We start from the raw sequence: 24,655 nt of genomic DNA on the forward strand, positions 1-24,655 counted from the left end.
CACCCGGACCGGTCCGTGCCTCGGCGGTCGCCACGCCGGGTCGATCGCCGGCAGCGGCGACCGACCCGGGACGGGCTCAGCGGGTGACCTAGCCGCCGTTGCTGGGGCGCCGGGCGGTGATCCGGAACGTCCGGCCCACGCCCGCGATCCGGTCCACCGCGGCCAGGAACTTCGGGCCCATGGCTGCCCGGGCCTGGACCGCCGGGTGGGTGGCGCCGAAGTCCTCCGGGTTGGCCTGCCCGTCGGCGAAGAGCGCGTACGTGAGCACGGCCGCACCGGAGCGGTCGAAGATCACGCCGGCCTCGTGCCGGGCGTCGGCGTACCAGCCGGCCTTGGTGGCGATCCGGGCCCGCTCGTCCGAGGACATGGTGCGCCGGATGCCGTCGGTGAAGGCCACCGGGGAACGCAGGAGGCCCAACAGGTACGTGGTCGAGGCGGGGGAGAGCAGCGTGCCGCCGACCAGGGCGCGCAGCAGGTCGTGCGTCTCGCGCGGGGTGCTGGTGCCGAGGAAGAACCGGTTCGGGTTGGCCACCGGCTGAACCTGGGTGTTCGGGAAACCCTTGGCGACCAGGATGGAGTTGATCTCGGCAGCCGGGGCGACCAGCCCGCACAGCCGCACCGCCGTGTCGTCCGAGACGGTCAGCAGATTGGCCAGCACGTGACCGAGGGTCACCATGCTCGGGTACGCGCCGTCCAGGCTGAAGATGCCGTCACCGCCCGGCACGACGATCGCCGCGCTCACCTCGACCTGCTGGTCCAGGGTGAGCAGCCCCCGGTCGACCTTGTCGAGCACCGCCGTGGCGACCGCGATCTTGTTGACGCTGTACGCCTCGATCCGCCGGTCCGCGTCGGCCTCCACCGCCACCACCGGCGTGCCGGCCGGGTCGGCGACGCTGACGTACGCCTGCCAGTTGCCGCCGGCCTCAACGCTGTGCTTGGCGAAGACGGCGGCCACCCGGCGGGCTGCCCGGGCCGGGGTGGTCGGGGTGACCTCGGTGCTCTCGGCGGCGCTCGCCGAGGAGCCGGCGCCCAGCACCGTGCCGGCGGTGGCCACCGTGCCCAACCCGAGTGCCGTTCTGCGGTTCAGTCGCATGGTCGATCGTCTCCCCCATCGTGGTGCGCCAGAGCGCTTGCTGGCCCACCACCCTAGGCGAGTTGATCGATCCACAATGTCCCCCGAACAGTCCCGAACAACTCCGAACAGGTCAGCCGAATCGTCGGCGCACTGCGGCGCCGACTGCGCTCGCCGGCCCGGAGACAAGTTGCCGCAGGTCGGGCAGATGACCGCCGCGTACCGCCTCACCGGCCGGGTTCGGGGCGAAGACCGAGCCGTCGTTCGCGACGACCGGCCGTCCACTCAGGCCGGCCAGCCGCATCAACGGCCCGACGAGGATGTCGTAGACGCCCGGCAGCACGGTGAACCCGACCCGCATCACCACGTTGAGCCGGCCCACGGACACCTCCCGACGGGGACGGTCCACACAGTTCACGATGGCCCGGGCCACCCGATGAGGGCTGGCGACCGGCGGCGGAGGTCGCCCGACCCGGCCCAGGTAGTTGGCCGCCTGCTGGTACACCGGTGTGTCCACGCTGCCCGGGTTGACCAGACACAGCCGGATCTCCGGGCTGTCGCGCAACTCCTGCTGCACCGTGCGGACCAGACCCTGCAAACCCCACTTGCTCGCCACGTACGCGCTCATGTTCGGGGCGGTGATGTGGCCGAGCACCGAGCCGGTGAGGACGACAGTGCCGGCCCCGGCGGCCCGGAAGTGCCGCAGCGCCACCCGCACCGAGCCGGCAGCGCCGAGCAGGTCGGTCCGTACCACCTGGTCGAAGACCCGCCCGGGCAGCTCGTCGAAGCGACCGTAGGCCATCACCGCCGCCGTGTGCACCCAGACGTCGATGCGACCGAACCGCTCGATCGCCGCGTCGGCGAGCGCGTCCAGCGCGCCCGGCTCGGTGACGTCGGTCGGCACGGTCAACACGTCGACGTCGGCGCACTCCGCGCGTACCTCGGCCAGGGTCGTGGTGGCGCGAGCGGCGAGGACCAGACGGTCGCCGCGCTCGGCGAACTCCCGGGCCGTCGCCCGGCCGATCCCGCTGCTCGCGCCCACGATCACGACCACTCGGCTCACGGTTCGAGCACGACCTTGATGCAGCCGTCCTCCTTCTTCTGGAACATCTCGTACGCCTGCGGCGCCTGGCTCAGCGGCATCCGGTGGGTGCGCAGGTCCTCCACACCCAGCGGGTCGTCGTCGCCGGAGAGCAGCGGCAGGATGTCGTCGGTCCACCGGCGCACGTGGCACTGCCCCATCCGCAGCTGGATGCCCCGGTCGAACATCTCCATCAGCGGCATCGGGTCCGCCTCGCCGCCGTACACGCCGGACAGCGACACGGTGCCGCCACGGCGAACCGCCTTGAGCGCGGCGTGCAGGACGGACAGCCGGTCAACGCCAGCCCGGTCGGTCATCGTCTGGGCCAGCTTGTCCGGCAACAGCCCGGCGGCGGTCTGAGCCAACTTCCCCGCCGGCGAACCGTGCGCCTCCATCCCGACCGCGTCGATCACCGCGTCCGGACCGCGACCGTCGACCAGGTCGATCAACGCGCCCGGCACGTCGGACAGCTCACTCACGTCGAGCACCTCGATGCCGTGCCGGCGGGCCAGCTCCAGCCGCTCCGGCACCAGGTCCAGCCCGATCACCCGGCCCGCGCCGAGGTGGCGGCCGATCCGTGCGCAGAACTGCCCGACCGGGCCCAACCCGAAGACGGCCAGCGTGCCGCCCGGCGGGGTGTCCGCGTACTTCACCGCCTGCCAGGCGGTCGGCAGAATGTCGGACAGGTAGAGGTAACGCTCGTCAGCGCCGGTCTGCGGGATCTTGATCGGCCCGAAGTGGGCCTGCGGGACGCGCAGGTACTCGGCCTGCCCGCCCGGCACCGAACCGTAGAGCGAGGTGTAACCGAACAACGCCGCGCCCTTGCCCTCGCTGGTGACCTGGGTGGTCTCGCACTGCGCGTAGAGCTGCCGCTGGCACATCCAGCAACTCCCGCAGGAGATGTTGAACGGGATCACCACCCGGTCGCCGGGCTTGAGCCCGGTCACGCCCGACCCGACCTCCTGGACGATCCCCATCGGCTCGTGGCCCAGGACGTCACCCGGCTTCAGGTACGGCCCAAGAACCTCGTACAGGTGCAGGTCGGAGCCGCAGATCGCAGTTGAGGTGATCTTCACGATCGCGTCGGTGGGTTCCTCGATCCGAGGGTCCGGCACCTCCTCGACCCGTACGTCCCGCTTGCCCTGCCAGGTCAGTGCCTTCATGTCCCTCGTCCCTTCTCACGCCGTCTCGAAAGACTGCTACCCGGGCTCGGGCACTTGAACCTGCTGCGCTTTCCGATGTCCGGGTTGTTCTCGGGTCTGTCTGTTGGTGGGTGGTCGCGCTCGGGGACCTGGGGGCGGCGTCTTCGTCGGTGGTTGCGGTAGGGGGCTGGGGGCGACCGTCCCCGGCTCCGGGCGGTCAGGCTTGATCCCTCCGCCGGGAACGGTCGCCCCCAGCCCCGTGGGTGGCCGCTGTCCGTCGCTCCGTGCGCCGCCTTCGAGAACCCCGACCGGTGGGGGCGCTGCCTGTGGGTTGATCGACTCGTGTTCCTTGAAGTCGCGGTATCGGAGGCGCTTTGACAGCCCGACTTCATGAAACCCGAGTGGATCACGCAGTCGTGGCCAGTGCGGCGGCGCGAGCGGGTCGGGCCAGCGTGGCGTGGGCGGGGCGGGTCAAGGCGGCGGGCAGCAGCGAGGTGTGGTGTCGCCAGGCAGGTCGGCGCGGGTAGGGCGACTGGCACGTGACGGCGTGTCGGCAAGGTTCAGGAAGGGTCCGCGATCGGAGCGACCGGCGTACCGCAGCGAAAACCGCAACTCGCGGACCACCCGTGACCAAGGGCAGGGCTGGGGCGACCGTCCCCGGCGGAGGGATCAAGCCTGACCGCCCGGAGCCGGGGACGGTCGCCCCAGCCCCACCGCAACCACAAACCGAACGCCGAACCAAAGACCGAACGCCGAGTCCCAAGGACCGAACGCCGAGCCAAGGACAAACGCCGGACCGCCGTACCCCCGAAAACAGCGCAGGGGTACGGCGGTCCGGCGTCGTGCGGTGGCCTCAGGAACCGGGGGTGTTGCCGGCGCCCTTCGCGGTGGCCGCGAGGTAGTCGCGGTTGAGTCGGCCGATGGTGTTCAGCGGGATGCCCTTCGGGCAGGCCGGGGTGCATTCGCCAGCGTTGGTGCAGCCGCCGAAGCCGGCCTCGTCGTGCGCGTCGACCATGCCGATCACCCGGGTGTACCGCTCCGGCTGGCCCTGCGGCAGCAGCGAGAGCTGGGTGAGCTTGGCGGCGGTGAAGAGCATGCCCGAGCCGTTCGGGCAGGCTGCCACGCACGCGCCGCAGCCGATGCAGGCCGCCGATTCGAAGGCGGCGTCGGCGTTGGCCTTGGCGACCGGGGTGGAGTGCGCCTCGGGCGCGCTGCCGGTTGGCGCGGTGACGTAGCCACCGGCGGCGATGATCTTGTCGAAGGCGCTCCGGTTGACCACCAGGTCCTTGATGACCGGGAAGGCGCTGGCCCGCCACGGCTCGATGTCGATCGTCTCGCCGTCGGTGAACTGGCGCATGTGCAGCTGGCACGCAGTGGTGCCGCGCTGCGGCCCGTGCGCGTCGCCGTTGATCATCAGGCCGCACATGCCGCAGATGCCCTCGCGGCAGTCGTGGTCGAACGCCACCGGGTCTTCACCGGCGAGGATCAGCCGCTCGTTGAGCACGTCGAGCATTTCCAGGAACGACATGTCCGGGGACACGTCGTCGACCGGGTAGGTCACCATCCGACCCTTGTCCTCAGGGCCCTTCTGGCGCCAGATGCGCAGGGTCAGGTTCACTTGTAACTCCGCTGCGTGGGGTGGACGTATTCGAACTTCAGGTCTTCCTTGTGCAGCACCGAGGGCTCGCCGTCGGCGGTGAACTCCCAGGCCGCCACGTACGCGAACCGGTCGTCGTCGCGCTGCGCCTCACCGTCGGGCGTCTGGTGCTCGGCCCGGAAGTGGCCGCCGCAGGACTCCTCACGGTGCAGGGCGTCGATGCACATCAGCTCGGCCAGTTCGAAGAAGTCGGCCACCCGGCCGGCCTTCTCCAGCGACTGGTTGAGTTCCTCGCCGGTGCCGGACACCTTGACCCGCTGCCAGAACTGCTCGCGCAGGCCGCGGATCTCGTCGATCGCCTTGCGCAGGCCGGCCTCGCTGCGTTCCATGCCGCAGTGTTCCCACATGATCTGGCCCAGTTCCCGGTGGAACGAGTCCACGGTCCGGTCACCGTTGACCGCGAGCAGCCGCTGGACGCGGTCCTCGACGTCGGTGCGGGCCTCGACCGCCGCCGGGTGACTGGCGTCGACCTTCTCCAGCGGGCCGGAGGCCAGGTAGTTGGCGATGGTGGTGGGCAGCACGAAGTAGCCGTCGGCGAGGCCCTGCATCAGCGCGGAGGCGCCGAGGCGGTTCGCGCCGTGGTCGGAGAAGTTGGCCTCACCGATCACGAACAGGCCGGGGATGTTCGACTGGAGGTCGTAGTCGACCCACAGACCGCCCATCGTGTAGTGCACGGCGGGGTAGATCCGCATCGGTACCTCGTACGGGTCCTCGCCGGTGATCCGCTCGTACATCTCGAAGAGGTTGCCGTACTTGGCCTCGATGGCCTTGCGGCCCAGCCGGTTGATCGCGTCGGCGAAGTCGAGGTAGACGCCGAGCTTGGTCGGTCCGACGCCCCGGCCCTCGTCGCAGACGTTCTTCGCGGCGCGGGAGGCGATGTCGCGGGGGACCAGGTTGCCGAAGGAGGGGTAGATCCGCTCCAGGTAGTAGTCCCGCTCGTCCTCCGGAATGTCCTTCGGTCTGCGGTCGTCGCCCTTGGTCTTCGGCACCCAGACCCGGCCGTCGTTGCGCAGCGACTCGCTCATCAGGGTCAGCTTCGACTGGTGGTCCCCGGAGACCGGGATGCAGGTCGGGTGGATCTGCGTGTAGCAGGGGTTGGCGAAGTACGCGCCCTTGCGGTGCGCCCGCCAGGTGGCGGTGACGTTGCAGCCCTTGGCGTTGGTGGAGAGGTAGAAGACGTTGCCGTAGCCACCGGAGGCGAGCACGACGGCGTCGGCCATCTCGGTGCTGATCTCGCCGGTGACCATGTCCCGGACGACGATGCCGCGGGCCTTGTCGTCGACGAGGACCAGCTCCAGCATCTCGTGCCGGGTGTTCATCTCGACGTTGCCCAGGCCGATCTGCCGTTCGAGCGCCTGGTACGCGCCGAGCAGCAGCTGCTGACCCGTCTGGCCCCGGGCGTAGAAGGTGCGCTGCACCTGGGCGCCGCCGAAGGAGCGGGTGTCGAGCAGGCCGCCGTACTCGCGGGCGAACGGCACGCCCTGGGCGACGCACTGGTCGATGATGTTGACGGAGACCTCGGCGAGCCGGTGCACGTTCGACTCGCGGGAGCGGAAGTCGCCGCCCTTGACGGTGTCGTAGAACAGCCGGTGTACGGAGTCTCCGTCGTTGCGGTAGTTCTTCGCCGCGTTGATGCCGCCCTGTGCCGCGATGGAGTGCGCCCGGCGCGGGCTGTCCTGGTAGCAGTAGGACTTGACGTGGTAGCCCTGCTCGGCCAGGGTCGCCGCGGCCGAGCCACCGGCGAGGCCGGTGCCGACCACGATCACCGTCATCTTGCGGCGGTTGGCGGGGTTGACCAGCTTGGCCTCGAAGCGGCGGGTCTCCCAGCGCTTCTCGACCGGGCCGGCGGGAGCCTTGGTGTCGGCGATCGGGTCGCCCTCGGTGAAGAGTTCCATGTCAGGACACCAATCCGGTGAGTACGGCGAACGGGACCACCAGGTACCCGGCGCAGAGCAGCACGGCGAAGACCAGAGCTGCGGTACGCGCCCGACGCTCGCCACGCGGCGTCTGCTGGCCGAGGCTGCGGAACGCGCTGAACGCGCCATGGCGCAGGTGGAAGCCCACCGCGACGATGGCGAGCGTGTAGAAGAGCGTGACGTACCAGCGCTCGGGCGCGAAGTCGGCGACGACGTTGCCGTACGGCTTGCTGGCGTCGCCGACCGGGTTCAGCGTGCCGGTGGTCAGGTCCAGGATGTGGTAGATCACGAAGAGCAGGATGATCACTCCACCCCAGCGCATCGTGCGGGCCGCGTAGCTGCCGTTGACCTTCTTGCGGTGGGCGTACTTGACCGGGCGGGCGGCGCGGGCCCGCATGGCCAGCACGGTGGCGGCGACGATGTGGGCGACGACCGCGACCACCAGCACGGTGCGCAGGATCCAGAGGAACCAGACGCCGGGCAGCAGCGGCTTGCCGATGTCGCGCAGCCAGTGCGCGTAGTGGTCGAACGAGGTTTCCCCCGTGAACACCTTGAGGTTCCCGAGCATGTGGGCGATCAGGAACAGCGCCAGCAGGATGCCCGTCACCGCCATGACGGCCTTGAGGCCGACGTTCGAGCGGATGGGCGACCGAGTTTTCGTCATTACCACGCAACCGACGCTAGGAGCACTTCGATCAGTCGTCCAATGCATCAAACTCGCAGTGTTGATAGCCGTAGGCTATGTAGATGCAGCTCCATCAGCTTCGGTACTTCGTCGCGGTGGCCGAAGTACGACATTTCACCCAAGCCGCCGATCTCGTAGGCATCACTCAGCCTTCTCTCAGTAAGCAAATTCACGCTCTGGAGACCGACCTCGGGGCGCCGTTGTTCGAGCGGGTACGGGGCAACATCGCCCTCACCGCCGCCGGTGAGGTGCTGCTGCCGTTGGCCACCCGGATCCTCGCCGACGTGGACACCGCCACCCGCGAGGTGCAGGAGCTGGTGGGGTTGCGCCGCGGTAGGGTCCGGCTCGGCGCCACCCCGAGCCTGGCCACCTCGCTCGCCCCACCGGTGCTGCGCCGGTTTCGCGACGCGCATCCCACCGTCGACCTCAAGGTCGAGGAGGGTGGCTCCCAGGATCTGGTGCGCGACCTGCTCCGCGGCGACCTCGACCTGGCCCTCATCATCATGCCGGCCCAGGGCGCCGACCCCGGGCTGCGGGTCGATCCGATCCTGCGCGAGAGCCTGGTGGTGGCCTCGGTGGGGGAGGTGCCGACCGCGTCGCTGACCGGGGAGCTGCGGATCACCGACCTGCGGGACCAGCCGATGGTCATGTTCCGGGAGGGCTACGACCTGCGGGACGCGACCATCCAGGCCTGTCGGGAGGCAGGCTTCGAACCGACCTTCGCGGTGGACGGCGGCGAGATGGACGCCGTCCTCAGCTTCGTCGAGGCGGGGCTGGGCATCGCGCTGGTGCCGGGCATCGTGCTCGCCCGTCGCCCGGGCGTGCGGATCACGCCGCTCGCTCCGCCCGGGGTGCGGCGGACCATCGCGGTGGCCCGCCGCCGCGACATCGTGCCCACCCACGCGGGTCGGGAACTCCGGCGGATCCTGCTCGACTACATCCAGGCGGCGATCGACCGGGGTGAGCTGCCGCCCGGCGTGGAGCCCCTGACCTGACCCGGCCGGCCGGGCCGGAGCGGCCCGGCCGGCCCAAGAGCGGCCCGGTCAGGTCAGCGGCCCTCGGCGTCGTCCATCGCCCGGTAGATCCGTTGCTCCGAGACGGGGTACGGGGTGCCCAGCGCCTGGGCGAAGACGTTCACCCGCAACTCCTCGATCATCCAGCGGATCTGCCGGACGGCGGTCTCCTGCCGGCGAGCCGGCGGAAGGGCAGCGAGCAGGTCGGCGTACTCCTTCTGCACCGCCGCGATCCGGTCCTGCTGCTGGCGGTCCCGCTGCGGGTTGCCACCGAGGCGGTCCAGCCGACGTTCGATGGCGGTGAGGTAGCGCAGCAGGTCGGGCAGGCGCGCGTACCCGGTCTCGGTGATGAACCCGGCGTGCACCAGCCCGGCGAGCTGGCCGCGGATGTCGGCCAACGCGGCCACCACGGCGAGGTTGCGGGTGGCGCCGAGGCGCTGCTCCACGGCGTACGCGGCGGCGAGGACCTTGCGTACCCGGTCCATCACCTCGACCACGGTGTCGACTAGGTCGCCGCGGACCTTCTCGCGCAGGGCCGCGAACCCGTCGGCGTCCCATGCCGGCCCACCCGCCGCGCCGATCAGCCGGTCGATGGCCGCGCCCGCCGCGTCCTCGATCAGCTCCTGCACGCCGCCGTGCGGGTTGCGGCTCAGCGCCAGCTTCGCCTCGTTGTTCAGCCGCCCCTGCAGGAACCGCGCCGGGGACGGCACGGTGAGCCGCAGCAGCCGGCGGGTGCCAGCCCAGTGCGACGCCTCCGCCTCGGCGGGGGAGTCGAACACCTTCACCCCGACCGTGGCGCCCTCGTCGACCAGCGCCGGGTACGCGGTGACCGCGTAGCCGGCGCGGACCTGCTCGATGCTGCGGGGCAGCGTGCCGATGCTCCACTCGCGCAGCCCGGTCCGGGCCACCTCCGGCGCGGCGGCCGCCACCACCTGGCGTACCTCCTGGCGCAGTTGACGTTGCAGGGCCGGCAGGTCCTTGCCCTCGGCGACCGGCTTCTCGTCGGCGTCGAGCACCCGGAAAGTGACCCGCAGGTGGGCGGGAAGCTTGCCCGGCTCCCAGGCGTCGCGGGGGACGGTGACGCCGGTCATCCGCCGCAGCTGGCGGGTGAGCGCGTCCAGCAACGGCTCCTCGCCGGGGGTGATGGCAGCGAGGGCGGCGCGGGCGTAGTCCGGGACCGGGACGAAGTTGCGGCGCACCGCCTTGGGCAGCGTACGGATCAGCGCGATCACCGTCTCCTCGCGCAGCCCCGGCACCTGCCAGTCGAAGCTCTCCGCCGGCACCTGGTTGAGCAGCGGCAGCGGGATGTCGACGGTGACGCCGTCGGTCGGCGTGCCCGGCTCGAAGCGGTACGTCAGCGGCAGCGTCACCCCCTGGGTCTGCCACTCGTCCGGGTAGTCGTCCTCGTCCACCCCCGGCCGGCCGTCGTTGATCAGCAGGTCACGGGTGAAGGTGAGCAGGTCGGGTTGCTCCCGGCGGGTCTTCTTCCACCAGCTGTCGAAGTGCCGCCCGGAGGACACGTCGGCCGGGATCCGCTGGTCGTAGAAGCCGAAGATGGTCTCGTCGTCGACCAGGATGTCCCGACGACGGGCCCGGCTCTCCAGCTCCTCGATCTCGGCGAGCAGCCGCTTGTTGTCCGCCCAGAACTGGTGGTGGGTCTGCCAGTCGCCCTCGACGAGGGCGTGTCGGATGAACAGCTCCCGGCTCAGCGTCGGGTCGATCCGCCCGAAGTTCACAGTGCGCGAGCTGACCAGCGGGACGCCGTACAGGGTGACCTTCTCGTAGGCCATCACCGCGGCCTGCTTCTTCTCCCAGTGCGGCTCGCTGTAGCTGCGCTTGACCAGGTGCTGCGCCAGCGGCTCGACCCACTCCGGCTCGACCCGGCCGGCGATGCGGCCCCACAGCCGGGACGTCTCCACCAGTTCGGCTGCCATCACCCAGCGCGGCGGCTTCTTGAACAGCGCCGAGCCGGGGAAGAGCGCGAACTTCGCCCCCCGCGCACCCAGGTACTCGTGCTTCTGGGCGTCCTTGAGCCCGATGTGCGACAGCAGGCCGGGCAGCAGCGACTGGTGCACCTTCGGGGTGTCGATCTCCTCCGGCAGGTCCGCGCCACCCCGGCGGCTCTCACCCCGGCCGGCGTCCGCGCCGTCGGCGGTGTCGCGGGCCGGCCGCCCGCCGCGCCGGTCGCCCTCGGACGGGGTACGCAGGACCTGACGCAGTTGGCTGACGATGTCCTGCCACTCGCGGATCCGCAGGTAGTTCAGGTATTCCGCCTTGCACATCCGGCGGAACGCGCTGGAGGACAGCTCCCGCTGCTGCTCGCGCAGGTAGCGCCACAGGTTGAGGTAGGCGACGAAGTCGGACTCCTTGTCGGCGAACCGGGCGTGCGCCTGGTCGGCCTGGGCCTGCTTCTCCGCCGGCCGCTCGCGCGGGTCCTGGATGGAGAGCGCGGCGGCGATCACCAACACCTCGGTGGCGCAACCGTTGCGTTCGCCCTCGACCACCATCCGAGCCAGGCGCGGGTCGACCGGCAACTGGGCCAGGCGCCGGCCCAGCGCGGTGAGGCGCTTCGCCGGGTCCGCCTCGGTCGGGTCCAACGCGCCCAGCTCGTGCAGCAGGTTGACGCCGTCGGTGATGTTGCGCTTGTCCGGTGGGTCGATGAACGGGAACGCGGCGAGGTCGCCGAGCCCGATCGCCGTCATCTGGAGGATGACCGACGCCAGGTTGGTGCGCAGGATCTCCGGGTCGGTGAACTCGGGACGGGATCCGAAGTCCTGCTCGTCGTAGAGGCGGATGCAGATGCCGTCCGAGGTGCGGCCGCAGCGGCCCTTGCGCTGGTTGGCCGACGCCTGGGAGACCGGCTCGATCGGCAGTCGCTGCACCTTCAGGCGACTGGAGTAGCGGGAGATGCGGGCGGTGCCCGGGTCCACCACGTACTTGATGCCGGGCACGGTCAGCGAGGTCTCCGCGACGTTGGTGGCGAGCACCACCCGGCGTGAACTGTGCGCGGCGAAGACGCGGTGCTGCTCGGCGGAGGAGAGCCGGGCGTACAGCGGCAGGATCTCGGTGCCGAGCAGCGGGCGCTTCTTCTGCACAAGCTTGCCCAGCGCGTCGGCGGTGTCCCGGATCTCCCGCTCACCGCTGAGGAAGACCAGGATGTCACCGGGGCCCTCGGCGGCCAGCTCCTCGACTGCGTCGCCGATCGCCTGGATCTGGTCGCGGACGTTCTCCTCGTCGCCGTCGCCGTCCTCCTCGCCCTCGGCGAGTTCGACGAGTGGCCGGTAGCGCACCTCCACCGGATAGGTACGCCCGGAGACCTCGACCACCGGCGCGGGCACGCCCTGCGGCTCGTCGGCCGTTGGTGGCCCCGCGAAGTGCCGGGCGAACCGGTCGGTCTCGATGGTCGCCGAGGTGATGATCACCTTGAGGTCGGGTCGGCGGGGCAGCAGCTCCCGCAGGTACCCGAGGATGAAGTCGATGTTGAGGCTGCGCTCGTGCGCCTCGTCGATGATCAACGTGTCGTACTGGCGCAGCATCCGGTCGGTCTGCAACTCGGCCAGCAGGATGCCGTCGGTCATCAGCTTGACCAGGCTGCGCTCGCTGACCTGGTCGGTGAAGCGCACCTTGTAGCCGACCACGTCACCCAGCTCGGTGCCCAGCTCGTCGGCGATCCGGTCGGCCACCGTGCGGGCTGCCAACCGTCGGGGCTGGGTGTGCCCGATCAGGCCGTGCACCCCGCGCCCCAGCTCCAGGCAGATCTTGGGGATCTGGGTGGTCTTGCCGGAGCCGGTCTCGCCCGCCACGATCACCACCTGGTGATCACGGATGGCGGCGGCGATGTCGTCCTTGCGCTCGCTGACCGGCAACCCCGCCGGGTACGTGATCACGGGCACCGCCGCTCGGCGGTTGGCGAGCCGTTGCTCGGCCCGGACCAGGTCGGCGGTGATCTCGGCCAGCGCCGCCTCCCGGCGCTGCGGGTCGCGCAGCTTTCGGGCACCGTCCAGCCGCCGCTGGAGCCGGCGCTGGTCGCGGAACATCAGAGGGGTCAGGCGGCTGTACAGCTCGCGAACCGGGTCGGTCGCGACGGAGGCGGTTGGATTCTGCATGTCGTGCCCAAGGATAGGCAGCCCGGCGGCGTACCGCCCCTGGGTTACCGCGCGGCCGGTCCGTGGACGTCCGTGTGCGGCACCTAGAGTGGGCGCTCGACGTCGAGCGCAGGGGGGCCGAGATGGAGCTGCGGGACACCGACCGTGCGTTGGTGCAGGCCGCCACCGCGGTCGCCAAGCTGCGCTGCCGCAGCCAGCACCACACCGTCGCGTCGGCCGCCCGGACCGCCGACGGGCGGGTCTTCACGGGCGTGAACGTCCACCACGCCACCGGCGGGTCCTGCGCCGAACTCGTGGTGATCGGCACGGCCGCCACGCAGGGCGTCACCGAGCTGGAGACGATCGTCACGGTCGCCGACCGGGGCCGCGACGTCAACGAGCCGTGCAGCGACTGCCGGCAGGTGCTGGCCGACTACTTTCCGGCGCTGCGCGTGATCACCGGAGAGCTGGACGCCCTGCGGGTGGTCGAGATCGGTTCGCTGCCCGGCTGAGTCAGTCGCCCGCCGCCGCCTCCAGCATCGACCGGGGGATCGGCACGCCCTCGAACCGCACGTTGCCTTCCGGCACCATCCAGCTCATCACCCGCACGTCCAGCCGTCCGGCCCGCACGGCCGGGTCGTTGGCGTAGAGGTCACGCGCCTCCTCCGGGGCGATGGAGAGCACGACGAAGCCCCGCAGCTGGTCGTCGTCGGTTTCCAGGAAGGGCCCGGTCGCGAGCACCAGCCCCTGCTCCACGAGCCCCGCCTGGTGGGCCAGGTGCGCGTCCTGCAACCGGTCGATCGCGTCCTGCGGCAGCTCCGGCGGGTGTGACGGTCGGGCCAGGAGGACGACCGTGTGCTGGTCGAATCGCATGAGCCCACCCTAGGTGCGCGGCCCCCGTCGCGCGGGCGTCTGCCCTGCTCAGCGGGTCGCGGATCGATAAGCGCCAGTTAGGCGGCCCCCACCTGAGCGGCTAAGGTAAGGCGAACCTAAGCGTGAACGTGCAGGAGACTCGTGACCACCCTCGTCACCCGGCCGACCCAGGCCCCCAGCCGGTCCGGCACCCGCACCGGCCGCCGGGTGGCCGTCACCGTCGGGTCTGCGCTGGTGCTGCTGCTCGCCGTACTGGCCAGCTTCGCGCTCGGCAGCCGGCAACTCGGCATCGACCAGGTCTGGCACGCTCTCGTCGCACCGGATGGCGGCGACGCCAGCACGATCGTCCGCGAGCTGCGGATGCCCCGCACCGCCCTCGGCCTCACCGTCGGGCTCGCCCTCGCGGTGGCTGGCGTGTTGTTCCAGGCGCTCACCCGCAACCCCCTCGCCGAGCCCCGCATCCTCGGCATCAGCGCCGGCGCGTCGTTCGGCGTGGTGCTCGCCATCTCCGTCTTCGGCATCAGCACGCTCGCCGGGTACGTCTGGTTCGGCATCGCCGGGGCACTCATCGCCGGGCTGCTGGTCTTCGCCATCGCCACCCGGGCCCGCGAGGGCGCCAGCCCGGTCACCCTCGCGCTGGTCGGCGCGGCCCTCGACGCCAGCCTGGCCTCCGGGGTGTACGCGCTGCTCAGCATCGACGCCCGCACCTTCGAGGAGTACCGGTTCTGGGTGGTCGGCGGCCTGGCCGGCCGGGACCTCTCGGTCGCCGCGCAGGTGCTGCCCTTCGTCCTCGCCGGGCTGGTGCTTGCCACCCTGGTCGCCCGAGGTCTGGACGCGCTGGCCCTCGGCGACGACGTGGCCCGGGGCCTCGGCCACCGCATCGGCCTGGTCCGCCTCGGCGGTGGGCTCGCCGCCGTGCTGCTGACCGGCGCGGCGGTGGCCGCAGCCGGGCCGGTCGCCTTCGTCGGGTTGGCCGTGCCGCACCTGGCCCGCGCCCTGGTCGGCGCGGACCACCGCTGGACCCTTGCCGTCTCCGCCCTGCTCGGGCCCGCGCTGCTGCTCGGTGCCGACATCGTCGGCCGGATCGTCGCCCCACCGGGCGAGATACCGGCCGGGATCGTCACCGCGCTGATCGGAGCGCCGCTGCTGGCCGTTCTGGTCCGCCGCGCCCGGGTGGTGACCGCGTGACCACCACCCAGCGCCCCGCGGGTCCGCCCGCCCAGGCCGGCCTGTCACCCGCCGCGTCACCCGGGGGTGGCTCTGCCCGACTGCCCGGTCGGTCGCTGCTGCGGATCGGCCCGGTCAGCCTGGTCATCCGCCGCCGGGCGGTGCTGGTGGCCGCCGTGCTGACCGTGCTGCTCCTGCTGGCCGTCGTGCTCAGCCTCTCGCTGGGCACTCCGTACGTCGCCCCGGCCGACGTGCTGCGCGCCCTCTCCGGCGCCGGCACCCCGTACGACCTCGTGGTCTTTGATCTTCGGTTGCCGCGGGTCGTGCTGGCGGCGACGGCCGGCGCGGCCTTCGGCATCGCCGGCACCCTGATCCAGAGCGTGGCCCGCAACCCGCTCGCCAGCCCGGACGTCATCGGCATCACCCAGGGCGCCGGTCTCGCCGCGACGGTGGCCCTGACCAGCGGCATGGCCGCGGTGCTGGTGGCACCCACCGCGCTGGTGGGCGGGCTGCTCGCGGCGGTGCTGCTGTTCGCCCTCGGTGCCCGGCACGGGCTGGCCGCGCAGCGGTTCGTGCTCGCCGGTGTGGCGGTCGCCTTCGGCTTCCGGGCGCTCACCGAGGTGGTCATGCTCACCGCCGACCCGATCGACGGCCTCCGCGCGCAGATCTGGCTGATCGGCACCCTGGCCGGCAAGGGCTGGACCGAGGCGGCCTGGATAGCCGGCACCCTGCTGGTGCTGCTGCCGGTGCTGGCCTGGGCCGGCTGGGCGCTGAACAGCACCGCCCTGGACGACGACACCGCCCGCGGCGTCGGGCTTCGCCCGGTGGCCCGCCGGATCGGCCTTGCCGGCACGGGCGTCCTCGTCGCCGCGATGGTCACCGCCCAGGTCGGCGCCGTCGACTTCGTCGCGCTGGTCGCACCCCAGGTGGCCCGTCGACTGGTACGCGCCGAACGGCCACCGCTGGTCTGCGCCGCGCTCCTCGGCGCGCTGCTGCTGGTGCTGGCCGACCTGGCCGGCCGACGTCTGCTCGCACCCACCCAACTACCCGCCGGTGTGCTGACCGCCGCCATCGGCGGCCCGTACCTGATCTTCCTGCTGCTGCGCGGACGGCGGCGGTCGTCGTGACGCCTCAAGGAGTCGTGTGATGCTCTCCACCCGCGACCTGGTCGCCGGCTACGACGAGCGGACCGTGCTCGACGGGCTCGACCTGGACCTGCCCACCGACGCGTTCACCGTGATCGTTGGCCCGAACGCGTGCGGCAAGTCCACCCTGCTGCGCACCATGGCCCGGCTGCTCACCCCGCGTCGGGGCACGGTGCTGCTGGACGGCACCGCGATCCGCGAGCTGCCGACCCGGGAGGTGGCCCGCCGCCTCGGCGTCCTGCCGCAGAGCCCACTGGTGCCCGAGGGCGTCACAGTGGCTGACCTGGTCGGGCGCGGCCGGCAGCCCTACCAGCGTTGGTGGCGGCAGTGGTCGCCGGAGGACGGCGCGGCCGTCGACCAGGCGATGACCCTGGCCGACGTGACCGACCTGGCCGACCGGCCGGTGGACAGCCTCTCCGGCGGTCAGCGGCAGCGGGTGTGGATCGCCATGACGCTCGCCCAGGACACCGACGCCCTGCTGCTGGACGAGCCGACCACCTTCCTCGACCTGGCCCACCAGGTGGAGGTGCTCGACCTCCTGCACCGGCTACGCGTCGAGCGGGGCCGCACCGTGGTCGCCGTGCTGCACGACCTGAACCAGGCCGCCCGCTACGCCGACCACCTGGTCGCGATGCGCGCCGGCGCCGTGGTGGCCGCCGGGCCGCCCCGCGAGATCCTCACCGCCGACCTGGTCCGCGACGTCTTCGGGCTGGCCTGCGTGGTCGTGCCCTGCCCGGTGACCGGCGCGCCGCTGGTGGTGCCCGCGTACACCGGCGGCAACTCCGTCGGGTCCGCGTCCGCTGGCGGTGCCGGTTCCGCCGGGTCCGCGTCCGCTGGTGCGGGAGACCCTGATTCGTCGACGGCGTCCGTACCGGACGCCCGACCCACCACCGGCGACGCGGCCACCCCGCTCGCCGGTTCGCACCCTTCGAAAGGACTCTGATGCGTCGTCTCGTCGCCGCTCTCGCCGCGGCCGTCGCCCTCGGCGTCGGACTCACCGCCTGCGGTGAGAGCGACCCGGTCGCCGGCTCCACCACCGGGGAGACCCGGGAGATCACCCACGCCATGGGCACCACCAAGGTCCCGGCCGAGCCCAAGCGCGTCGTCGTGCTCGACACCGACAAGATCGACACCGCGCTCTCGCTGGGCGTCACGCCCGTCGGCGCCGCCACGGCCGGCGAAGCCAAGAGCTGGCCGACCTACTTCGGCGCGGACAAGCTCGCCGGCATCAAGGAGGTCGGGGTGCTCACCGAACCCGACCTGGAGGCCATCAACGCCCTGAAGCCGGACCTCATCCTCGGCAGCAAGTTCCGCCAGGAGAAGTTCTACGACGAGCTGGCCGCCATCGCGCCGACCGTGTTCACCGACAAGGTGGGCATCACCTGGAAGGAGAACTTCCTCCTGGACGGCAAGGCGCTCGGCCGCGAGCAGCAGGCGAAGGACCTGCTCGGCGCGTACGAGAAGCGGGCCAAGGACTTCGGTGCGACCCTCGGCGACGCCGCCTACCGCAAGGTGTCGATCGTGCGCTTCCTGCCCGGCAACATCCGGGTGTACGGCCCGGACTCGTTCTCCGGCATCGTCATCGGCGACACCGGTCTGGGCCGCCCCGAGCGGCAGTTGCTCGCCAACAAGGAGGACAAGCGCTTCGACCTGGTCAGCCCCGAGCGGGTCAACGAGGTCGACGGTGACGTCATCTTCGTGACCGCGTACGGCGACAAGGCCGCCGCCGAGCAGACCAAGGTGGCGGGCGGGACCCTCTGGAAGGGCCTCAACGCCGTCAAGGCCGGCAAGGCGTACCCCGTCTCCGACGAGGTCTGGATGACGGGCATCGGCGTCGGTGCCGCCAACAAGATCCTCGACGACCTGACCAAGTACCTCCCGGCCGCCTGACAACCCCTCAGCGCCCGCGCACCGCAAGCCCCGCGCTCCGCGCGTCGCAAGCCCGCGCGTCGCGCACAGCAAGCCCCGCGCGTCGCGCGCGCCCACCCCAAGATCCGCGCAACTTCGGTGAAAGTGCTGCCTCACGAGCTGGTGAGACAGCAAGATCCCTGAAACTGCGCGGATCTTGGCTGTGGGTGTGGGTGTGGGTGTGGGCGTGGGGTGTGGGTAGGGGCCTGGTTCTGGGGCGGGTCAGCGGGAGCGGGACCGGAGGGCTTGACGGAGTTCGGCGAGGAAGCCGTCGAAGTCCTCGCGGAACCGTTTCGCGGTGATGTGCAGGACGATCCAGTCCTCGCCGAGAAGGCGGTTGAGGCGGCGGCGGTCCCGGTGGAACTGCTCGGGATCGTCGTGCCACAAGCCGTCGTACTCGACGGCAACCTTGAGATGTGGCCACGCAAGATCGAGGCGGGCCACGAACCTGCCGTCTCGCTCGACGACGAACTGGGTCACGGGTGTCTGCACCCCGGCGAGCACGATCCGCACCCGCAGCCGTGACTCCGGGGCTGATTCGGCGCCGGCGTCGGCCAGCTCAGCTACCCGCATCATCCGTCTCCAGCCTCGGTTGCCGGCTCTCGACCGGGAGCCTGCGCGAAGCTCAGGGATCACCACCAGCCGGTGGCTGGCGAGGCGGTCCACGATGGCGACAGCCTCCTCGGTCGGCAGCCACTGGGCCAGGTCCCAACATGTGCGAGTCGGTGTGGTCAGCGGAATGCCTTGACGTATCGCGACGTCGGTCGCTGCGATCTCGCTGGCGTGCACGACGAGCCCCGAGACGGGACCGAACCGCTGAGCGGCGGGCACGAGCACGTCGAGGGGCTCGTGGTCGGCAACCGATGCCGCGCCGTAGAGCGCCGCCGCACTGCGACCAGCGATCACCACACCCGGTGGCAGCACCCAGCGCACCGCGGCGGCGCAACGAGTGCGATGGGTGACCTCCAGTTGGGCATCCGCATAGACGTCGCGGAACAGTGGGCGCCATGCCCTGCTGCGCAGCTCCGTTCGGGTGAGCAGGCCTTGGGCAACGACGCGGGAGCCGCGAAAGACGCGCCCCTGGAGGCTCGCAGGCCGTCGTGGGGAAACAGGCATGACGACACCTTGACCGGCAGAGGTGTGCGCCTGCAGCCCCTGTGGATAACCCCCGACCAGGTCCTGAACACCAAGATCCGCGCAACTTCGCTGTTCTTGCTGCCTCCTCACGACGTGAGACAGCAGCATCCCCGAAGTTGCGCGGATCTTGGGCGGATAGAGCGCGGCGGGCGGGTTGGGGGGTTGAAGGGTGTGGTGAGGGCGGGGCGGGGTTTAGGCGGCGGTGGACCAGATGGCGCGGAAGGCGGCGGCTTCGCCGGACAGCCAGCGCTCGATCTGGTCGGGCTTGGCGTCGCTGGGCATGCGGTGGGCCTGGCCGCGACGGATGTCGACCAGGATCGGCTCTGCGTGGGGGAGAACCGCGTCCATGTGTCGGGCCATCAGGTGCAGGGTGGCGAGCACCGATTCCTCACTCGGTGGGGCCTCGTCGAAGTGCAGCCGGACCGCTTCGGCGCGGCCGTCGGCGTGGCGTACGCCGAAGTGGGGGTTGATCTTGACCGGTAGGTCACCCAGCATCGCCAGGGCATCACGGGTCTGGGCGAGGTCGACGGCTGCCGGATCGCCGAGGGAGTGCAGCCAGGCCGTGGCGCCGGGGACGAGCGCCTGGTAGAGCGGGCGCCAGCGTGGCTTGACCACGTCGACCACGCCGGTCAGGTGCGTGCCCCCGGTGTGGAAGGCGATGTCGGCCTTGAGCGCCTTGACGAACTGGCCGTGCGGGTTGAAGCCGGACCTGCTGGCGCGCTGCTTGCGCAGCCCGCCCACGAAGGTCGCCTTGGTGGGGCCGGTGCGGTCGACGTAGCGGGTGAAACCGAGCAGTGTGGCGTAGGGGGTGAGGGGCGTGGAGGCGGGCACTGTCACGAGCGTCCTCCCAGGTCAGGAACTCGATTAGTACATACATTCTAATCGACGGGTCTGACATCGCCCAGCGAATCCGGGGTCCGGAGATGTGCGGTTTCCGGAGGACCTGCGCTGCCGGCCGTCCCTCACTCGGCGCGGGGTGTGTCCAGGGTCGTCAGGGCGGCGGTCAGGCGGTCGATCCCGAACGCGAAGGCCTCGTCGAGGTCGCCACCAAGGTTGAAGGCACCCGCCAGTTCCATGCTGATGAAGCCGTTCGCCCAGGCGGTGAACATGCGCGCGGCCGACAGGGCGTGCTCGGGCCCGGCGAGTTCCGCGGCGAGGCGCAGGGCGGGGGCGCTCGCCCGGGTGAGGATGTCGAGGCTGGGCCTGGTGTCTGCGGGGCCGGTGGCGAAGATCAGGTGGTAGCCCGCGGGTTGGGCGTGGGCGAACGCGCGGAAGGCGTGGGCCAGCTCGGCGAGGTCTCGGCCGGGATCGCCGCTGCCGGCTACGGCGCTGAGCTGCTCGCCGAGGTCGTGCACTGCTGCTTCGGTGACGAGCCGGATGAGGTCGTCACGGTTGCGGACCCGTTTGTACAGCGAGGGGGCGCGGACGCCGACCCGCTGGGCGACCGCCTGCATGGTCAGGCCCGGAAGCCCTTCGGACTCCAGGATCTGGCGGGCGGCCGCGACGATGTCGGCGAGGGACGTCCGGTCGGGAGTCGGCATGCGGTGTCCTTCCGGGGGTGGGCGACGTTCGTCACCCATCATAGCTATGGCCCTTAGGCATCATGGCTATGTATCGTAGCTATCAGGGAACGACATCACCTCGGAGGAAGTCATGAAGCTCGGGCCGCACCTGCACCGCATCGGCAACGACATCGTCGCCGCGTACCTCGTCGAGACCGACGAGGGCGTGACCGTCGTGGACGCCGGCCTCTCCGGTCACTGGCCGGAGCTGCTGGCGGAGTTGTCCGCCATGGGTCGCTCGCTCGCCGACGTCCGAGGTCTGATCCTCACCCACGGCGACACCGACCACATCGGCTTCGCCGAGCGGCTCCGGCGCGACCACGGCGTACCGGTCTACGTGCACGAGGCGGACGCCGCCCGAGCCCGCGGCGAGGTCAAGTCCAAGGCGCCCTTCGGGACCTTCAAGGTGGGTGCCGTGGCCAGCTTCCTGATGTACGCGGGCCGCAAGGGTGGGCTGCGCACGACGTACCTCAGCGAGGTGATCACCGTGCGGGACGGTCAGGTGCTCGACCTGCCCGGCGCTCCGCGCGTCATCGGGATGCCCGGCCACTCGCCGGGCAGCATCGCCGTGCACGTGCCGATCGCCGACGCCGTGTTCGTCGGCGACGCGCTCACCACCCGACACGTGCTGACCGGCCGGTCGGGCCCGCAGCCGGCGCCGTTCACCGACGACCCGGCCCTGGCGCTCGCCTCGCTGGCCCGCATCGAGGACCTGCGGGCGACGTGGATCCTCCCCGGCCACGGCACCCCCTGGAACGAGGGTGCCGTCGAGGCGGTGCGCCGGATCAAGGCTGCCGCCCAGGCCGGGTGATGGCGGGCGTCAGAGCTGGCCGACGTCCGTGATCCGGACGACCGCGGCGCCGACCTCGTCGGAGGCCACCAGGTCGATCTCTGCGCTGATGCCCCAGTCGTGGTCGCCGTTGGGGTCGTCGAAGCTCTGCCGGACGGTCCACCGCTCCCGGCCCTGCTCGATCATGAGCAGTGCCGGCCCTCGGGCGTCCGGCCCGACGCCGATCGAGTCGTACTCCTCGAAGTACGGCGCGAGCGCGTCGGCCCACGCGTCATAGTCCCAGCCGTCCTCGGCGTCCAACTCGGCGAGCAGGTCCCAGCGGCGCAGCGCGGCCAGCTCGACGCGGCGGAACAGCGCGTTGCGCACCAGCACCCGGAACGCCCGCGCGTTGCGCGTCACCGCCGGAGGCCGGTCGGTCAGCGCGGCGTGCGCCAGGGCCACCTCGGCCACGTCCGACGGGTTGCGCAGCCGCTCCCACTCGTCGATGAGGCTGGAGTCGACCTGGCGTACCAGCTCGCCCAACCACTCGATGAGGTCGATCAGCTCCTCGGTCTTGGCGTCCTCGGGCACGGTCTGCCGCAACGTCTTGTACGCGTCGGCCAGGTAGCGCAGGACCAGGCCTTCCGAGCGGGTCAGCCCGTAGAACTGCACGTACTCGGTGAAGGTCATGGCCCGCTCGTACATGTCGCGGACGACGGCCTTGGGGGAGAGCTGGTGGTCGGCGACCCAGGGGTGCCCCTGCCGGTACATCTCGTACGCGGCTTCCAGCAGCTCCGCGAGGGGCTTCGGGTGGGTCACCTCGTCGAGCAGTTCGAGGCGGGCCTCGTACTCGATGCCCTCTGCCTTCATCGCGGCGACCGCCTCGCCGCGGGCCTTGAACTGCTGCGCGGACAGGATCTGCCGGGGGTCGTCGAGGATGGACTCGACCACGCTCAGCACGTCGAGCGCGTACGACGGGGACTCGGCGTCGAGCAGCTCGATCGTGGCCAGGGCCAGAGGCGAGAGCGGCTGGTTGAGGGCGAAGTCGAGCTGGAGGTCGACGGTTAGCCGGATCCGCCGGCCGGTCTCGTCCGGCTCGGGCAGCTCCTCGACCACCCCACCGGCGCGCAGCGCCCGGTAGATCGCGATGGCCCGGCGGATGTGCCGGCGCTGGGCGGCGGGCTCCTCGTGATTGTCGGTGAGCAGGTGCCGCATCGCGGTGAACGCGTCCCCGGGCCGGCCGATGACGTTGAGCAGCATCGAGTGGCTGACCTGGAAGCTGGAGGTCAGCGGCTCCGGCTCGGCGTCGACCAGCCGGTCGAAGGTGGGCTGGCCCCAGCCGATCGAGCCCTCGGGCGGCTTCTTGCGGACCACCTTGCGCCGCTTCTTCGGGTCGTCGCCGGCCTTGGCGAGGGCCTTCTCGTTGTCGATGACGTGCTCGGGGGCCTGCACCACGACCCGGCCGATGGTGTCGTAGCCGGCCCGGCCGGCACGCCCGGCGATCTGGTGGAACTCCCGGTTCTTGAGCAGCCGGGTACGGACCCCGTCGTACTTCGACAGGCCGGTGAACAGCACGGTGCGGATCGGCACGTTGATGCCGACGCCGAGGGTGTCGGTGCCGCAGATGACCTTGAGCAGGCCGGCCTGGGCGAGGGTCTCCACCAGTCGGCGGTACTTCGGCAGCATGCCGGCGTGGTGGACGCCGATGCCGTGCCGGACCAGCCGGGAGAGCGTCTTGCCGAAGCCGGCGGTGAACCGGAAACCGCCGATCGCCTCGGCGATCATGTCCTTCTCGGCGCGGGTGCAGACGTTGACGCTGGTCAGCGCCTGGGCGCGTTCCAGCGCGGCGGCCTGGGTGAAGTGCACCACGTACACCGGGGCCTGCTTGGTCTCCAGCAGTTCCTCAAGAGTCTCGTGCAGCGGCGTCATCGCGTACGAGAAGATGAGCGGGACCGGCCGCTCCGCCGAGCGCACGACGGCGGTCGGCCGCCCGGTGCGCCGCGTCAGGTCGTCGACGAACCGGGTGGTGTCCCCCAGAGTGGCGGACATCAGGATGAACTGGGCCTGCGGCAACTCGATGATCGGCACCTGCCACGCCCAACCCCGGTCGGGCTCGGCGTAGAAGTGGAACTCGTCCATGACCACCTGGCCGACGTCGGCCTTCACACCCTCGCGCAGCGCCAGGTTCGCCAGGATCTCCGCCGTGCAGCAGATGATCGGGGCATCGGCGTTGACGCTGGCGTCGCCGGTGAGCATGCCGACGTTCTCGGCGCCGAAGACCTCGCAGAGCGCGAAGAACTTCTCCGACACCAGCGCCTTGATCGGCGCGGTGTAGAAGGTCGTCCGGCTGTCGGCGAGCGCCGCGAAGTGCGCGGCGATGGCCACCAGACTCTTACCTGAGCCGGTCGGCGTGTTCATGATCAGGTTGGCGCCGGAGACGATCTCGATGACCGCCTCCTCCTGATGGGGGTAGAGGTCGAGGCCGCGCTCCTTCGCCCAACCGGCGAATGCGTCGAAGAGGGTGTCGGGGTCGGCGCTTCTCGGAAGCGCGGCGGTGAGCGTCATAGCCTGTCCATGGTGCCTGGATCATGCCCCGCTACGCCAACCCGGTGTCCGCCGGACCCCCGTCCGGGGCGGCGGGTCCGGGCCGCCGGTCCGGGCCGGCGCGTCACCGTCGGCGGTAGATCAGGTCGGCGACCGGCCGGCCGGCCGTGATCGCCCGCCGCTCGAACTTCGTCACCGGCCGGTGTGCCGGACGCGGCGCGAAGCCGCCGTACGTGTCCACCAGCCCCGGGTCCGCCTCCAGGGTCTCCCGCATCGACTCGGCGTACTCGGCCCAGTCGGTCGCGCAGTGCAGCGTGCCGCCGGGCCGCAGCCGGGACCGCAGCAGCGCCACGTGCGCCGGCTGGATGATCCGCCGCTTGTGGTGGCGGGTCTTCGGCCACGGGTCGGGAAAGAAGATGTGCACGGCGTCCAGCACGCCCTCGGGCAAGCCCTTGACCAGGGACAACGCGTCGCCCTCCGCCACCCGTACGTTGCGTAGGCCACCGCGCTCCACCAGGTCGAGCAGGTTGGCGATTCCCGGCGTGTGCACCTCGACCGCCAGATAATCTCGATCCGGGTCGGCGGCAGCCATCGCGGCGGTGCTGTCGCCCATGCCCGAGCCGATCTCCAGCACCACCGGCGCCCGGCGACCGAACAGGTCGGCCAGGTCGACGGGCACGACCGGTCCGTCCGGCACATCCAGGCCGTACGCGGGCCAGAGCCGGCCCAGCGCATCGGTCTGCCGGTCGCTCATCCGACCCCGACGGGGGTGGAACGTGCGGATCGTCCGGCTCGTGGGCGGGACGGCGGGGTCATGGTCGGTGGCGGTCACAGCGACCCGAGCGTACGCGACGCTGTCGACGGATCGGGTGTGATGTGCGACCGGAAATGAGAGGATC

The 24,655-nt window shown here is 71.2% G+C and carries 20 protein-coding genes; 7 read left to right on the forward strand and 13 right to left on the reverse strand.

Going from position 1 to position 24,655, the window contains the following annotated elements:
• Window positions 1-88 precede the first annotated feature (88 nt).
• From KBX34_RS02360 to KBX34_RS02385, 6 genes are all read right to left on the reverse strand, one after another.
• Entirely contained in the window at window positions 89-1,093 is a 1,005-nt protein-coding gene (locus KBX34_RS02360) for a serine hydrolase (RefSeq protein WP_210923008.1), read from the reverse strand.
• Window positions 1,094-1,205: 112 nt separating this feature from the next.
• Complete coding sequence (locus tag KBX34_RS02365) at window positions 1,206-2,135, reverse strand: SDR family NAD(P)-dependent oxidoreductase (RefSeq protein WP_210923010.1); 930 nt, start codon at window positions 2,133-2,135, stop codon at window positions 1,206-1,208.
• On the reverse strand, window positions 2,132-3,316 hold the full coding sequence (locus tag KBX34_RS02370) for a zinc-dependent alcohol dehydrogenase (RefSeq protein WP_210923011.1): 1,185 nt from the start codon (window positions 3,314-3,316) through the stop codon (window positions 2,132-2,134). Before KBX34_RS02370 ends, KBX34_RS02365 begins: the two co-directional genes overlap by 4 nt.
• An 832-nt stretch (window positions 3,317-4,148) precedes the next feature.
• Window positions 4,149-4,913, reverse strand: a complete 765-nt coding sequence (locus tag KBX34_RS02375; protein WP_088947260.1) for a succinate dehydrogenase/fumarate reductase iron-sulfur subunit — start codon at window positions 4,911-4,913, stop codon at window positions 4,149-4,151.
• Window positions 4,910-6,847, reverse strand: a complete 1,938-nt coding sequence (locus tag KBX34_RS02380) for a fumarate reductase/succinate dehydrogenase flavoprotein subunit (RefSeq protein WP_210923012.1) — start codon at window positions 6,845-6,847, stop codon at window positions 4,910-4,912. Before KBX34_RS02380 ends, KBX34_RS02375 begins: the two co-directional genes overlap by 4 nt.
• A 1-nt stretch (window position 6,848) precedes the next feature.
• Complete coding sequence (locus KBX34_RS02385; RefSeq protein ID WP_088947262.1) at window positions 6,849-7,532, reverse strand: succinate dehydrogenase cytochrome b subunit; 684 nt, start codon at window positions 7,530-7,532, stop codon at window positions 6,849-6,851.
• Between the two features lie 83 nt (window positions 7,533-7,615).
• On the opposite strand from KBX34_RS02385, the gene KBX34_RS02390 reads away from it, so the two are divergent.
• Complete coding sequence (locus KBX34_RS02390; RefSeq protein WP_088947263.1) at window positions 7,616-8,548, forward strand: LysR family transcriptional regulator; 933 nt, start codon at window positions 7,616-7,618, stop codon at window positions 8,546-8,548.
• 53 nt (window positions 8,549-8,601) lie between these two features.
• Here KBX34_RS02390 and hrpA read toward each other — a convergent pair whose 3' ends face one another.
• The gene (gene hrpA / locus KBX34_RS02395) at window positions 8,602-12,672 is read right to left on the reverse strand and encodes an ATP-dependent RNA helicase HrpA (protein WP_210923013.1); all 4,071 of its coding nucleotides are present in this window, start codon (window positions 12,670-12,672) and stop codon (window positions 8,602-8,604) included.
• Window positions 12,673-12,794: 122 nt separating this feature from the next.
• Here hrpA and KBX34_RS02400 point away from each other — a divergent pair, with 122 nt between their 5' ends.
• Window positions 12,795-13,163 (forward strand): cytidine deaminase, encoded by a 369-nt coding sequence (locus tag KBX34_RS02400; protein ID WP_210923014.1) that lies wholly within the window; start codon window positions 12,795-12,797, stop codon window positions 13,161-13,163.
• A gap of 1 nt (window position 13,164) precedes the next feature.
• Here KBX34_RS02400 and KBX34_RS02405 read toward each other — a convergent pair whose 3' ends face one another.
• Window positions 13,165-13,524 carry a YciI family protein gene (locus KBX34_RS02405; protein ID WP_210793698.1) on the reverse strand — a complete coding sequence of 120 codons (360 nt, stop codon included), beginning with the start codon at window positions 13,522-13,524 and terminating at the stop codon, window positions 13,165-13,167.
• A gap of 141 nt (window positions 13,525-13,665) precedes the next feature.
• Here KBX34_RS02405 and KBX34_RS02410 point away from each other — a divergent pair, with 141 nt between their 5' ends.
• The 4 genes from KBX34_RS02410 to KBX34_RS02425 are packed head-to-tail and all read left to right on the forward strand — an operon-like array spanning window position 13,666 to window position 17,726.
• The gene (locus KBX34_RS02410) at window positions 13,666-14,712 is read left to right on the forward strand and encodes an iron ABC transporter permease (protein ID WP_210923015.1); all 1,047 of its coding nucleotides are present in this window, start codon (window positions 13,666-13,668) and stop codon (window positions 14,710-14,712) included.
• The gene (locus KBX34_RS02415; protein WP_307871311.1) at window positions 14,709-15,818 is read left to right on the forward strand and encodes an iron ABC transporter permease; all 1,110 of its coding nucleotides are present in this window, start codon (window positions 14,709-14,711) and stop codon (window positions 15,816-15,818) included. Before KBX34_RS02410 ends, KBX34_RS02415 begins: the two co-directional genes overlap by 4 nt.
• Before the next feature lie 19 nt (window positions 15,819-15,837).
• Window positions 15,838-16,779 carry an ABC transporter ATP-binding protein gene (locus tag KBX34_RS02420; protein ID WP_210923017.1) on the forward strand — a complete coding sequence of 314 codons (942 nt, stop codon included), beginning with the start codon at window positions 15,838-15,840 and terminating at the stop codon, window positions 16,777-16,779.
• The gene (locus KBX34_RS02425) at window positions 16,779-17,726 is read left to right on the forward strand and encodes an ABC transporter substrate-binding protein (RefSeq protein ID WP_210923019.1); all 948 of its coding nucleotides are present in this window, start codon (window positions 16,779-16,781) and stop codon (window positions 17,724-17,726) included. The genes KBX34_RS02420 and KBX34_RS02425 overlap by 1 nt, the downstream gene beginning before the upstream one ends.
• 240 nt (window positions 17,727-17,966) lie before the next feature.
• On the opposite strand, the gene KBX34_RS02430 is transcribed toward KBX34_RS02425, so the two are convergent.
• The 3 genes from KBX34_RS02430 to KBX34_RS02440 all read right to left on the reverse strand — a co-directional run bounded on the left by KBX34_RS02430 (window position 17,967) and on the right by KBX34_RS02440 (window position 20,422).
• Window positions 17,967-18,989, reverse strand: a complete 1,023-nt coding sequence (locus KBX34_RS02430; protein WP_210923021.1) for a hypothetical protein — start codon at window positions 18,987-18,989, stop codon at window positions 17,967-17,969.
• An 84-nt stretch (window positions 18,990-19,073) separates the two neighbouring features.
• Window positions 19,074-19,718: a hypothetical protein gene (locus KBX34_RS02435; protein ID WP_088947271.1), complete on the reverse strand. Its 645-nt coding sequence runs from the start codon at window positions 19,716-19,718 to the stop codon at window positions 19,074-19,076.
• Window positions 19,719-19,843: 125 nt separating this feature from the next.
• Window positions 19,844-20,422 carry a TetR/AcrR family transcriptional regulator gene (locus KBX34_RS02440; protein WP_210923030.1) on the reverse strand — a complete coding sequence of 193 codons (579 nt, stop codon included), beginning with the start codon at window positions 20,420-20,422 and terminating at the stop codon, window positions 19,844-19,846.
• Window positions 20,423-20,534: 112 nt separating this feature from the next.
• On the opposite strand from KBX34_RS02440, the gene KBX34_RS02445 reads away from it, so the two are divergent.
• Entirely contained in the window at window positions 20,535-21,254 is a 720-nt protein-coding gene (locus KBX34_RS02445; RefSeq protein ID WP_088947273.1) for an MBL fold metallo-hydrolase, read from the forward strand.
• 9 nt (window positions 21,255-21,263) lie between these two features.
• Here KBX34_RS02445 and KBX34_RS02450 read toward each other — a convergent pair whose 3' ends face one another.
• A complete protein-coding gene (locus KBX34_RS02450) occupies window positions 21,264-23,777 on the reverse strand; it encodes an RNA helicase (RefSeq protein ID WP_099852032.1) in 2,514 nt (837 codons plus the stop codon).
• Window positions 23,778-23,880: 103 nt separating this feature from the next.
• A complete protein-coding gene (gene trmB / locus KBX34_RS02455; RefSeq protein WP_099852034.1) occupies window positions 23,881-24,588 on the reverse strand; it encodes a tRNA (guanosine(46)-N7)-methyltransferase TrmB in 708 nt (235 codons plus the stop codon).
• Between the last annotated feature and the right edge of the window lie 67 nt (window positions 24,589-24,655).

This window comes from Micromonospora sp. M61 (assembly GCF_018070245.1).
GTDB lineage: Bacteria > Actinomycetota > Actinomycetes > Mycobacteriales > Micromonosporaceae > Micromonospora > Micromonospora zamorensis.

Coding starts and splice junctions, on each gene's coding strand:
- KBX34_RS02420 (WP_210923017.1), top strand. CDS start 15,838: ATGCTCTCCACCCGCGACCTGGTCGCCGGCTACGACGAGCGGACCGTG.
- KBX34_RS02445 (WP_088947273.1), top strand. CDS start 20,535: ATGAAGCTCGGGCCGCACCTGCACCGCATCGGCAACGACATCGTCGCC.
- KBX34_RS02450 (WP_099852032.1), bottom strand. CDS start 23,777: ATGACGCTCACCGCCGCGCTTCCGAGAAGCGCCGACCCCGACACCCTC.
- KBX34_RS02425 (WP_210923019.1), top strand. CDS start 16,779: ATGCGTCGTCTCGTCGCCGCTCTCGCCGCGGCCGTCGCCCTCGGCGTC.
- KBX34_RS02380 (WP_210923012.1), bottom strand. CDS start 6,847: ATGGAACTCTTCACCGAGGGCGACCCGATCGCCGACACCAAGGCTCCC.
- KBX34_RS02385 (WP_088947262.1), bottom strand. CDS start 7,532: ATGACGAAAACTCGGTCGCCCATCCGCTCGAACGTCGGCCTCAAGGCC.
- KBX34_RS02440 (WP_210923030.1), bottom strand. CDS start 20,422: ATGCCGACTCCCGACCGGACGTCCCTCGCCGACATCGTCGCGGCCGCC.
- KBX34_RS02430 (WP_210923021.1), bottom strand. CDS start 18,989: ATGCTGCTGTCTCACGTCGTGAGGAGGCAGCAAGAACAGCGAAGTTGC.
- KBX34_RS02390 (WP_088947263.1), top strand. CDS start 7,616: ATGCAGCTCCATCAGCTTCGGTACTTCGTCGCGGTGGCCGAAGTACGA.
- KBX34_RS02360 (WP_210923008.1), bottom strand. CDS start 1,093: ATGCGACTGAACCGCAGAACGGCACTCGGGTTGGGCACGGTGGCCACC.
- hrpA (WP_210923013.1), bottom strand. CDS start 12,672: ATGCAGAATCCAACCGCCTCCGTCGCGACCGACCCGGTTCGCGAGCTG.
- KBX34_RS02400 (WP_210923014.1), top strand. CDS start 12,795: ATGGAGCTGCGGGACACCGACCGTGCGTTGGTGCAGGCCGCCACCGCG.
- KBX34_RS02370 (WP_210923011.1), bottom strand. CDS start 3,316: ATGAAGGCACTGACCTGGCAGGGCAAGCGGGACGTACGGGTCGAGGAG.
- KBX34_RS02405 (WP_210793698.1), bottom strand. CDS start 13,524: ATGCGATTCGACCAGCACACGGTCGTCCTCCTGGCCCGACCGTCACAC.